The sequence below is a fragment of the Aquimarina sp. AWH4_224 genome, from assembly GCF_056160245.1.
In genome coordinates this window covers 1-504 of sequence record NZ_JBSWWU010000052.1, presented here as the reverse complement: position 1 = coordinate 504, position 504 = coordinate 1, and the positions used below count along the sequence as shown (strand labels likewise).

General features: G+C 42.9%; 1 protein-coding gene. It reads right to left on the bottom strand.

All coding sequences use genetic code 11. From position 1 onward, the window contains the following. Positions 1-504 (bottom strand): SprB repeat-containing protein (locus ACXAGJ_RS24650; RefSeq protein ID WP_474843845.1); only part of this gene is annotated, 504 nt, incomplete at both ends.

The window sequence follows — 504 nt, the reverse complement described above, 5'->3', positions numbered from 1 at the left end:
GAGTGAATGTTTCTACCAAAGAGCTACATCCATTACTATCGGTTACTACTACGGTATACACTCCTTCAAATAGATCGATGATATTGGTATTGGTAGATCCAGCGGGTGGAGTAAAGGGATTTCCATCTTTAGTCCACACATAAGAGGTATAACTACCCGACCCCCCAGATACAGATATGGCAATTCTTCCATTGTCTCCATCGATTAGGGTTGGATTACTGGTTAGTGGTAGTCCAATGACATCAGGGATAGAAGTGAATTGAGCGATAACATCTATAGATGTGCTATTTACCTGGCATCCTTTATTATCTTGTATTAGGATGGTATAGTCTCCTGTAGAGAGTCCAGAAAAAAGAGTATTGTTCTGCCATGAGGCTCCATTATCAATCGAGTATTGATATGGAGGAGTTCCTCCAGAAGGAGTAGCTGTAATGCTTCCATCATCACCTCCGGCACATTGCACAGGAGTAGGATTCCCAGAAACAGATAGGGCAGGAGGAGTGG